Below are 9,691 nucleotides of genomic sequence, written 5' to 3' on the forward strand. Positions count from 1 at the left end.
TCGAGACGGTCACCTACATGATCGCCGGACGCATGCGCCACCGCGACAGCGCGGGCCACGAAGGCCTGCTCGAAAACGGCGGCGTGCAATGGATGACGGCCGGCCGCGGCCTCGTGCACAGCGAGCTGCCCGAGCAGGAAGAAGGCCTGATGGAAGGCTTTCAGCTGTGGCTCAACCTGCCCGCGAAAGACAAGATGCGCGAGCCCTGGTACCGCGACATCCAGAGCAGCGAGATCCCCGAGTTCACCACCGCCGGCGGCGCGCACGTGCGCGTGATCGCCGGCACCAGCCACGGCATCGCCGGCGCGGAGCAGCGCGCGCACACCGAGCCGCTGTACCTGGACATCACGCTGCCGCCCGGCGCCGAGTTCGCGCAGCCGCTGCCCGATGACCACAACGCGCTGGTCTACGTGTTCCGCGAATCGCTGTGGATCGCGGGCAGCGAGGTGCCGACGCGGCGCATGGCGATTCTTGCGAACGACCCCGGCAGCGACGGCACGGTGCTGCGCGCCGGCGCCACCAACCACAGCCCGGCGCGCGCGCTGCTGATCGCCGGCAAGCCGCTGAACGAGCCCATCGCACAGTACGGCCCCTTCGTGATGAACACGCAGGAACAGATCAAGCAGGCTGTGCACGATTTCCAGAACGGCAAGCTGGGTTGAGCCTGTAGTCGATCGCCTACCGAAAGACGGCGTGGCGTTCGGTTCGCGTGAGCGGGTGCGCGGCCTAGATTGCGGTCATGCCTCCCACGATACGCAAAGGTCAGGCGCCGCCGATGCTGCAGCGCGCCGAGTTCCACGACCGCTTCATGCAGAGCTTCCACGACCCGGCGTTCCGGGCCGAGGCCGGGGCGCTGCAACGCCTGGAAGACATTGCCTGGCAAGCGTACGACGAGGGACGCAAGGCGCCCGTGACGCGCCGCGCCGGGCCCGGTTATGCCGACCCCGACTACGAACTCTCGGTCGACTGGCTCGACGCCCGCGCACGCATCGACGCCGCGCAGGACGCCTGGGGCCGGCCCGAGACGCGCTCGCGCGTGTTGCTCATCAACGGCTCGCCGCGCAACGACGGCACCTGCCCCGGCGAAATCTCCAAGACCTGGCGCCTCACGCAGTGCGCGCGCGAGGTGCTCGAAGGCAGCGGCATCGAGGTTGATGTGCTCGACCTGAGCCGGCTCACGTCGGACTACGGCCGCCACATTCACCCGTGCAAGGGCTGCGTCTCCACCGCGATGCCGCTGTGCCACTGGCCCTGCAGCTGCTACCCCAACCACGCGCTGCGCCAGACCGGTGACTGGATGAACGAAATCTACGAACGCTGGGTGGCGGCGCATGGCGTGATCGTGCTCACGCCCACGCACTGGTACCAGGCCGCGAGCCCGCTCAAGCTCATGATCGACCGGCTGGTGTGCGCCGACGGCGGCAACCCCGACCCCACCAGCACGCACGGCAAGAAGCCTGATGAAGCCAAGGCCCTGGAGCTCGAAGGCTGGGGCTACCCGAAGCACCTGGAAGGCCGCGTCTACGGCGTGGTGGTGCACGGCGACGTGGCCGGCCCCGAGGGCCTGCGCCGCAACCTCACGGACTGGCTCGACTGGATGGGCCTGGTCGATGCGGGCGCGCAGGCGCGGCTCGACCGCTACATCGGCTACTACGCGCCCTATGCCACCAGCCACGACGCGCTCGACGCCGATGCCGACGTGCAGGAAGAAGTGCGCAACGTCGCGCGCGCCGTGGTGCTGGCGGTGGGCGCACTGCGCGCTGGCAAGCTGCAGGTGCCCGACCGCGGGTTGAAGGCGCCGAGGCCCAAATAAATCACGCGGCCGGCGTCAGGCCCGCGCTGCGGTTCATGCTTCTTTACGCAGGCTCACTTCCGGCTCACGGACGCGTTACAGAGGCGCTCCACACTTCGTCTCACCCGCTGCCCTTTGGCGGCGGACTTCTTCGAAAGGAAGCGACTCTCATGATCTCTCTTCGCCAACGCATCGTCTGGGCCAGCCTGTTGGGGTCGGCCGCCCTCGCCTCTTCGGGCGCCTTCGCTCAGGCACCGGCTGCCACCACGCCTTCGACGGCCGCACCCACGGCCGCCACCGCACCCGCCGATGCCACCGCCGCACCCAAGGCGCAGCACAAGCGCATGGACCCGGCCCAGCGCATGGAGCGCATGAAGGAGCACCGTGCCAAGCGCCTGGCCGCGCTGAAGGACAAGCTCAAGCTCACCGGCGCCCAGGAAGGCGCGTGGAGCAGCTTCACCGAGGCCAGCCAGCCGCCCGCCGGTACAGCGCGCCCGCAGCGCATGGACCGCGCCGAGTTCGCCAAGCTGACCACGCCCCAGCGCCTGGAACGCATGCAGGCCCGCCAGGCCGAACGCAGCGCACGGTTCGCCAAGCGCGCCGAAGCCACGAAGACCTTCTACGCCGCGCTGACGCCCGAGCAGCAGAAGACCTTCGACACCGAGACCGCGAAGTTCGCGGGCCACGGCCATCGCGGGCACCGCGGCCATGGCGGTCATGAAGGCCACCACGGCGCAGCGCCTGCCAAGAGCTGAGGCTGACCGGGTAGCCGGCTGAAGAGGCCGGCTTTCGGGAAAGGGCAAGGAAAAGCCCGCGATGCTTCGTGCATCGCGGGCTTTTTCGTGGGCGTGCGCAGCGTGACAGCGTTATTGGGGCGTGCCCGTCTTCTCGGTCGGGTTGGTCGGCACCGCCGGACGTTCACCCGGCTGGCCGAAGCGCGGCTTCACGTGCTGCGTCTCGGCGCGCACTTCCGCGCGCGAGCGCTCGCCGGTCGGCGACGGCATCGCGTTGGGCTGGTGGTTCACGGTGGTGCTGGCCTCGCCCTTGGGCACAACGCTGTTGGCGTTGTTGCGGTTCTGTGCGCGGGCCTCGGCCTTCACGGCTTCGCGCGAGGCGGGCACCGAGCTGTCGCCCGCCATGGGTTGCTGGACGGGTGTCGGCATCTGGGCCTGGGCGATGCCGGCGCCCAGCAGGGCGGCGAGCAGCGCGGTGGGGATCGTCAGGCGTTGCAGGGTGGTCATCATGGAAAGCTCCTTTGCAAATGAAAAAAGGGCACAAAGCCGAGCGCGATGGCATCGGCTTTGAAACCACCGTAGGAGCCCCGTTTCGGGCGTTGTGTGGGGGTGCGGCAGGCCTGCCTGTAGGAGCCCGCCGCCCTTGCGTGAAAGGCACGCGAAGAAGGTGGCGCGTTCCTACAGTCGGCGCGGGCGCGGCCACGTACAACGGGAAGACCGATGTCCTCCCCCTTCTCTTCCCCGCTGCCCGAGGCCGCTGTCGCCGCCGCACCGGCCTCGCTCAAGGTCATGACTGTGAACACCCACAAGGGCTTCACGGCGCTCAATCGCCGCTTCATCCTTCCGGAGCTGCGTGACGCGGTGCGCACGGTGGGCGCCGACGTGGTGTTTCTGCAGGAGGTGATGGGCACGCACGTGCGCCATTCGCGCACGGTGAGCAACTGGCCCGAGGCGCCGCACTACGAATTCCTGGCCGACACGATGTGGCCGCAGTTCGCCTACGGGCGCAACGCGGTGTATCCGAAGGGGCACCACGGCAACGCGGTGTTGTCGAAGTTTCCGATCGTGCATTACCGCAACCACGACGTGTCGGTGAGCGGCCCCGAGAAGCGCGGCCTGCTGCACTGCGTGCTGCGCCTGCCCGGCCGCACGGTCGACGTGCATGCGATCTGCGCGCACCTGGGCCTGGCCGAGTCGCACCGCCAGCAGCAACTGGAACTCTTGTGCCACATCGTGCGCGACGAGGTGCCGGCCGATGCGCCGCTGATCGTCGCGGGCGATTTCAACGACTGGCGCAGCCGCGCGCACGATGTGCTGGCCGAAGGCGCGTCGCTGCGCGAGGTGTTCGTGCATGCCCACGGCCGCGCCGCGCGCACCTTTCCGGCGCGCCTGCCGCTGCTGCCGCTGGACCGCATCTACGTGCGCAACGCGGGCGTGCACGCGCCCGTGGTGCTGCCGCGCCGGCCATGGTCGCACCTGTCGGACCATGCCCCGCTGGTGGCGGACATCGAGCTGTGAACGCCGAGGCCCCCATGCGCGACACCCCCGAGCGTGCCGGCCACTGGACCGGCGGCAACCGCATCGATCTGCTGGAGAACGGCGAGGAGTTCTTTCCGCGCGTGTTCGAGGCCATTGGTGCGGCGCAGCGCGAAGTGATCATCGAGACCTTCATCCTGTTCGAGGACAAGGTGGGCCTGGCGCTGCACGCGGCCATGCGCGCGGCGGCGCTGCGCGGCGTGAAGGTCGATTTGATGATCGACGGCTTCGGCTCGCCCGACCTGTCGCGCGAGTACCTCGCAAGCCTGGCCACCGCCGGCGTCAAGGTGCGGGTGTTCGACCCGGGCCAGCGCTTCCTGGGCCAGCGGCTCAACGTGTTCCGCCGCATGCACCGCAAGATCGTGGTGGTCGACGGCGAGCGCGCCTTCGTGGGCGGCATCAACTACTCCGAGGACCACCTGCTCGACTTCGGCCCCAAGGCCAAGCAGGACTACGCGGTCGAGCTGGCGGGGCCGATCGTGGCCGAGATCCATCAGTTCGTGCTGCGCGCGATTGCAGTCGGCGGCAAGGGCGTGGGCTGGTTCCGGCGAAGGCTGAAGCAGGCGCCGCCGGCGTCGCAGCTGCAGGCCGCGGCGGGCGAGGCCGATGCGATCTTCGTCACGCGCGACAACCGCCGCCACACCAACGACATCGAGCGCCACTACCGCGCCGCGATCCGCGCCGCGCGCGAGCGCATCGTGATCGCCAACGCGTACTTCTTTCCGGGCTACCGGCTCATCAAGGAGCTGCGGCGCGCGGCACGGCGTGGCGTGGACGTGCGGCTCATCCTGCAGGGCGAGCCCGACATGCCCATCGTGAAGACGGCAGCCGGCATGCTCTACCACCACCTGCTGCACGCGGGCGTGCGCATCTACGAGTACTGCGACCGTCCGCTGCACGGCAAGGTCGCGCTCATGGACGACCGCTGGAGCACCGTGGGCTCGAGCAACCTCGACCCGCTGAGCCTGTCGCTCAACCTCGAAGCCAACATCGTGGTGCGCGACACCGCGTTCAACAACCTGCTGTGGGAGCGCATGGACCAGCTCATGCAGCACAGCTGCAAGCAGATCGGCGCGGACGACCTGGCCAGCGAATGGAGCGGCTGGCGGCTGGTGCGCAGCTTCTTCGTCTTCCACTTCTTGCGCTGGTACCCGTCGTGGCTCAACCGCCTGCCGCGCCACGTGCCGCGCCTGACGCCGGCCGAGGCGACCGACCTCATGGCGCAGCAGCAGAAGCGGCGCGACAGCGACGAAGGCACGGCGCGCACGGAGACGGCATGAGTGCCTCGCTCGCCCTCACGCACCGGCCCTGGTGGCCATGGGTGCGGCGTGTGGCGATCTGGGGCTTCTTCGGCGGCATCGCCTGGCTGCTGCTGAAGCAGGCACGCACTATCGACTGGGCCGAGGTGTTCGCCGCACTGCGCGCGCTGCCGGCGCCCACGCTGCTCGCGGCCGGCGCGTTGGCCGCCAGCAGCTTCCTGCTTTACAGCACCTACGATCTGCTCGGCCGCCACCTCACGAAGCACCGGCTCGGCGCCGGCACCGTGATCGGCGTGACCTTCATCAGCTACGCCTTCAACCTCAACTTCGGCTCGCTGGTGGGCGGCGTGGCCTTCCGCTACCGGCTGTATTCACGCCTGGGGCTCGGCAACGAAACCATCACGCGCGTGCTGGGCTTCAGCATGCTGACCAACTGGCTCGGCTACCTCGTGGTGGCCGGCGCCGCATTCTGCTTCTGGCCGATGGCGCTGCCGCCCGACTGGAAGATCGACGGCGGCGGCCTGCGCCTGCTCGGCGCGGCGCTGCTGGGGGTGTCGCTCGCGTACCTGGCGCTGTGCGCGTTCTCGGACGGCCACGTCTGGCGCGTGCGCGGCCATGCATTGCGCACGCCGACCTTGCCGATGGCTTTGCTGCAGCTGGCAATGTCCTGCGTGAACTGGTCGCTCATCGGCGGCGTGATCTGGGTGCTGCTGCAGGGCGAGGTCGGGTATCCGCAGGTGCTGGCGGTGCTGCTGGTCGCGGCGGTGGCCGGCGTCGTCACGCACGTGCCGGCGGGGCTCGGCGTGCTGGAGGCGGTGTTCGTCGCATTGCTGGCGCACGAGGTGGCGGAAACGCGGCTGCTCGCCGCGCTGCTGGCCTACCGCGCGCTGTACTACCTGCTGCCGCTGGCCGTGGCGCTCGTCGCTTACCTCGTCACCGAGGCGCGTGCGCGGCGTCTGCGCGCGGATGCCGGCAACAACCATAAGAAACGTTAAATATTGCCCGCAGAAAGCGACCGATCGGTGAAATGACGGTCAGGAATTGTTGCACTGCAGCAATCTTCACTTCGCAGGCCTATAGTGGCCCTCTGTTCCCTCACGCACCCCTCTTCCCATGTCGTCCTTCAGTACCACCGCCCGTCTGGCCAGTCCGCTGATGCAATGGGTCGACCTGGCCCTCAAGACCCACGAAACCTTGCTGTCGTCCGGCACGGTGATTCGCGTGCGCACCGAGCGCATGGCCAAGGCGGGGCTCACGCCCAGCGCCGCCGACTTGGCGGAATTTCATTTGATGGGCCACGAAAAGCTCGCCGCGGCGAGCGAATCGGGCCTGGCCATGGCCAAGCAGTGGCACAGCAGCAATGCCTCGCTGGCCCAGCGTGCGTGGCAACAATGGCTGCAGGGCACCACCGCCCTCTTCTCGCTGGCCGGCAGCTTCACGCCGGCGCAGGCGGCCACGCATGGCGACGCGCTCGTGCAGGCCACGGCGCGCGGTGCCAGCACGATGGGTCAGTTCACGGGCGTGGCAGCGCGCATTGCGCGCGAAGGCCTGAAGCCGATCCACACCGCCGCCACGTCGAACGCGCGGCGGCTGCTGGCTGAACTGCAGGCCTGACGGCCCGCTTCTTCCGTCTCTTCAGGGTTGCGCCGGGACCAGCGTCACCAGCGTGATTTCCGACGGCGCGCCGAAACGCTTCGGCGGCCCCCAGTAGCCGGTGCCCCGGCTCACGTAGATCCACATGTCGTGCAGCCGGTGCAGGCCGGCCGTGAACGGCTGCTGCATCGGCACGAACAGGTTCCACGGAAAGAACTGGCCGCCGTGCGTGTGGCCCGACAGCTGCAGCTGGTAACCGGCCGCGGCCGCCACCGGCGCGCTGCGCGGCTGGTGCGCCAGCAGCACGCGCGTGTGCACCAGTGGCGGCGCGTCGTACAGCGCCAGGTGCGGATCGCTCGCGTGCGCGGCGTCGAAATGGCCGGCGGTGAAGTCGGTCACGCCGGCCAGCACCAGTGCGCTTTCGAACAGCTCTTCGTCGGTCTGCGCGCCGCGCACGTTGCGCGTCTGCAGCACCACGTGCTCGTTCAGCAGCACCTTCAGGCCGAGGCGGCGCAGCTCGTCGATCCAGGCATGCGCGCCCGCGTAGTACTCGTGGTTGCCGGTGACCACGAAGGTGCCGTGGCGTGCGCGCAGGCCCGCCAGCGGCGCGATGTGCTCGCGCAATTCGGGCACGCTGCCGTCCACCAGGTCGCCGGTGATCGCGATGGCGTCGGCGCCGAGCCCGTTCACCGCATCGACGATGCGCTGGATGTAGCCGTTGCGGATCGTCGGACCCACATGGATGTCGCTGAGCTGCGCGATCGTGAAGCCCGCGAGTGCCGCGGGCAAGCCGCGGATCGGCACCTCGACCTGCTTCACGCCGGCTGTGCGGCGCGCATTGAAGAAGCCGATCAGCGACACGCCCGTGGCCAGTGCCAGCACCGCCAGCGCGCTCCAGGGCGCGACCGCGTCCGGCACCTGCAGGCCGCCGAGCGCGCTGGCGAGCCAAGCCAGCAGCAGGCCGAGGTCGCGCACCAGTGTCAAGATGAACAGCGAGGAGAACCAGCCCATGCTGATCAGGCCGATCCAGTGCAGCGTTTCGCCCGCTGGCTTGGCCTTGCGGTCAGCGCGATGGCTGCGCGATACGAACGGCAGCGGCATCGTGACCGCCGACACCACCAGCAGCACGAGCGCGAGCGGCCACGCAGGCGTGAGCGTCGCCAGCGCGGGCAGCAGGCGCAGCGCGATATAGACGTGCAGGAGCGCGGTCAGGACGCTCAGGGGACGGATCGGCATCGGGACGGAGGGAGACGCGGGCATGGCCCGGGACACGTCACCTGCAAGGCGCATGCCGCGCATTCAAGGCGCCGAAAGCTGCCTGGGCCGCTATTTTTTCTATAGCGCAAGGCAACTGGATAGCGGGCGTTGTGGCGCCGCGGGTGCGACCGTTCGGTGCCGGCCGCGGCGCGGTGCCGCTGCGTTTACCGCACCGTGCGCGTGCCGGCGGAGGCCATGTCGGTGCCCGCCGGCCATTCGAAGACCGCCTTGGCCGGCGCGCCCAACGACACCTGCAGCGTTTGCTTCAGCGTCTGGCCGCCGATGCGAGCCTCCACTTCATAGCGGCCCGGTTCGAGCCGCGCCACCATGAACGGTCCGCCGGAGACCACATTGTCGAGCAGCGCCGTGCCGTGGCTGTCGCGCACGGTGACGTGCACGCCGGCCGCGAAGTCGGCGCGACGGCCGTCCTTGATCGCGAATTCGAAGCTCGCGGGCCAGCGCGGCGATACGGTTTCCATCAGCTGCGCCTCGTCCTGGCCGATGCCGCCGCTCATGTACTCGACGCCGTGCGCCATGAGGATCGGCGGGTTCATCGCGGCCTGGGCCGGCTGCGCCGAGAGCGCACCGCCGAGCAGCACGAGCAAGGCGGCGCCCGTCGCGGCGGCGATGGGCCGGGCGTGCGAGAACAGAAACAGGGGGTTGGTGGTGGTGAGAGACATCGAGGCCTTCCTTTCCGGGCGGTGGTGGCGACAGGCCACGCAGGAAGGCACTGTGCCGGGCACGACTTAAGGAAGACTTAACTGCGCGCGGGCCGCGGTGGCCCGCGTCGGGTCAGCGCGCGGCGGTTTGTGCGAGCGCCTGGGGCAGCGGTGGCGCGACCGAGGCCATGTCGAAGTTCGACGGCCAGACGAACGAGGCGCGCGCCGGGATGCCGGCGATCACGACCAACTGCTGCGTGAGCGTGAGCCCGCCCAGCGTCACGTCGACGTCGTAGGCGCCCGGTTCGAGCCGCGCGAGCATGGTGGGCGCCTGGGTCTGCACTTCCATGACGGTCTGGCCCGTGTACTTCTGGCGGATCTGGATCGCTGCCTTGGCCGGGAAGCCGGCCTGCTGCGCGCCCTTGCCGTCGTTCACGCGGAAGTCGATGGTCGCGGCCCATCGCGGCGCGACCATGTCCAGGAAGGCGGCTTCGCCCTTGGCGGCGCCGCCGCACATGTATTCGATGCCCTGCGCGACCTGGATCGGCGGGTTCGAGAACGCATGGGCCGGCGACACGGCCGCGAGGAGTGCCGCGGCGGCTGTGGCACCGCCCAGAACCAGTGCAGCCAAGGGCCGCTGGAAACGCTTGGGGTTCATTGCTCTGTGTGTCCTCGATCTTGCGTGACAGGAAATCCGTCAGGAATTTTGCTTAGCAAGAGTCGGGCTAGATATAGCGTTTACGAGGAAGCTTCTGCGTTACGCAGGTGAATGCTATTGTTTTCATAGCTGGTGACGCCCGTGTGACGGGCGCCATTCACGCTTTTCGGGTGTCTTTCATCGGAAACCCTGAGACGGGGCTC

Annotated in this window: 11 protein-coding genes; 7 read left to right on the forward strand and 4 right to left on the reverse strand. The window is 69.1% G+C overall.

What is annotated here, in order from left to right; genetic code table 11:
- The 3 genes from AAG801_RS36835 to AAG801_RS36845 all read left to right on the forward strand — a co-directional run.
- Positions 1-662 (forward strand): pirin family protein (locus tag AAG801_RS36835; RefSeq protein ID WP_341892877.1); only part of this gene is annotated, 662 nt, incomplete at its 5' end.
- Between the two features lie 77 nt (positions 663-739).
- Positions 740-1,813: a flavodoxin family protein gene (locus tag AAG801_RS36840; RefSeq protein ID WP_341892878.1), complete on the forward strand. Its 1,074-nt coding sequence runs from the start codon at positions 740-742 to the stop codon at positions 1,811-1,813.
- A gap of 149 nt (positions 1,814-1,962) precedes the next feature.
- On the forward strand, positions 1,963-2,547 hold the full coding sequence (locus tag AAG801_RS36845; protein WP_341892879.1) for a Spy/CpxP family protein refolding chaperone: 585 nt from the start codon (positions 1,963-1,965) through the stop codon (positions 2,545-2,547).
- 111 nt (positions 2,548-2,658) lie between these two features.
- On the opposite strand, the gene AAG801_RS36850 is transcribed toward AAG801_RS36845, so the two are convergent.
- Entirely contained in the window at positions 2,659-3,036 is a 378-nt protein-coding gene (locus tag AAG801_RS36850) for a serine/threonine protein kinase (RefSeq protein WP_225616856.1), read from the reverse strand.
- A gap of 210 nt (positions 3,037-3,246) precedes the next feature.
- Here AAG801_RS36850 and AAG801_RS36855 point away from each other — a divergent pair, with 210 nt between their 5' ends.
- The 4 genes from AAG801_RS36855 (at position 3,247) to AAG801_RS36870 (ending at position 6,935) form a co-directional block, all read left to right on the forward strand.
- Positions 3,247-4,044, forward strand: a complete 798-nt coding sequence (locus AAG801_RS36855) for an endonuclease/exonuclease/phosphatase family protein (RefSeq protein WP_341892880.1) — start codon at positions 3,247-3,249, stop codon at positions 4,042-4,044.
- A 14-nt stretch (positions 4,045-4,058) separates the two neighbouring features.
- Positions 4,059-5,342: a cardiolipin synthase ClsB gene (clsB, locus tag AAG801_RS36860; RefSeq protein ID WP_341892881.1), complete on the forward strand. Its 1,284-nt coding sequence runs from the start codon at positions 4,059-4,061 to the stop codon at positions 5,340-5,342.
- A complete protein-coding gene (locus tag AAG801_RS36865) occupies positions 5,339-6,316 on the forward strand; it encodes a lysylphosphatidylglycerol synthase domain-containing protein (RefSeq protein ID WP_341892882.1) in 978 nt (325 codons plus the stop codon). The genes clsB and AAG801_RS36865 overlap by 4 nt, the downstream gene beginning before the upstream one ends.
- Positions 6,317-6,434: 118 nt before the next feature.
- The gene (locus AAG801_RS36870) at positions 6,435-6,935 is read left to right on the forward strand and encodes a polyhydroxyalkanoate granule-associated phasin (RefSeq protein WP_341892883.1); all 501 of its coding nucleotides are present in this window, start codon (positions 6,435-6,437) and stop codon (positions 6,933-6,935) included.
- A gap of 21 nt (positions 6,936-6,956) precedes the next feature.
- Here AAG801_RS36870 and AAG801_RS36875 read toward each other — a convergent pair whose 3' ends face one another.
- The 3 genes from AAG801_RS36875 to AAG801_RS36885 form a co-directional block, all read right to left on the reverse strand.
- A complete protein-coding gene (locus AAG801_RS36875) occupies positions 6,957-8,213 on the reverse strand; it encodes a metallophosphoesterase (protein WP_341892884.1) in 1,257 nt (418 codons plus the stop codon).
- A 122-nt stretch (positions 8,214-8,335) separates the two neighbouring features.
- Positions 8,336-8,851: a hypothetical protein gene (locus AAG801_RS36880; protein WP_341892885.1), complete on the reverse strand. Its 516-nt coding sequence runs from the start codon at positions 8,849-8,851 to the stop codon at positions 8,336-8,338.
- A 112-nt stretch (positions 8,852-8,963) separates the two neighbouring features.
- Entirely contained in the window at positions 8,964-9,488 is a 525-nt protein-coding gene (locus tag AAG801_RS36885; RefSeq protein WP_341892886.1) for a hypothetical protein, read from the reverse strand.
- Positions 9,489-9,691: the final 203 nt, after the last annotated feature.

It is taken from the genome of Variovorax sp. YR752 (assembly GCF_943372545.1).

What these genes read in the sequence shown, in the direction of transcription:
- AAG801_RS36840 (WP_341892878.1), top strand. Translation starts at nt 740, where the DNA reads ATGCCTCCCACGATACGCAAAGGTCAGGCGCCGCCGATGCTGCAGCGC.
- AAG801_RS36845 (WP_341892879.1), top strand. Translation starts at nt 1,963, where the DNA reads ATGATCTCTCTTCGCCAACGCATCGTCTGGGCCAGCCTGTTGGGGTCG.
- AAG801_RS36850 (WP_225616856.1), bottom strand. Translation starts at nt 3,036, where the DNA reads ATGATGACCACCCTGCAACGCCTGACGATCCCCACCGCGCTGCTCGCC.
- AAG801_RS36855 (WP_341892880.1), top strand. Translation starts at nt 3,247, where the DNA reads ATGTCCTCCCCCTTCTCTTCCCCGCTGCCCGAGGCCGCTGTCGCCGCC.
- clsB (WP_341892881.1), top strand. Translation starts at nt 4,059, where the DNA reads ATGCGCGACACCCCCGAGCGTGCCGGCCACTGGACCGGCGGCAACCGC.
- AAG801_RS36865 (WP_341892882.1), top strand. Translation starts at nt 5,339, where the DNA reads ATGAGTGCCTCGCTCGCCCTCACGCACCGGCCCTGGTGGCCATGGGTG.
- AAG801_RS36870 (WP_341892883.1), top strand. Translation starts at nt 6,435, where the DNA reads ATGTCGTCCTTCAGTACCACCGCCCGTCTGGCCAGTCCGCTGATGCAA.
- AAG801_RS36875 (WP_341892884.1), bottom strand. Translation starts at nt 8,213, where the DNA reads ATGCGCGGCATGCGCCTTGCAGGTGACGTGTCCCGGGCCATGCCCGCG.
- AAG801_RS36880 (WP_341892885.1), bottom strand. Translation starts at nt 8,851, where the DNA reads ATGTCTCTCACCACCACCAACCCCCTGTTTCTGTTCTCGCACGCCCGG.
- AAG801_RS36885 (WP_341892886.1), bottom strand. Translation starts at nt 9,488, where the DNA reads ATGAACCCCAAGCGTTTCCAGCGGCCCTTGGCTGCACTGGTTCTGGGC.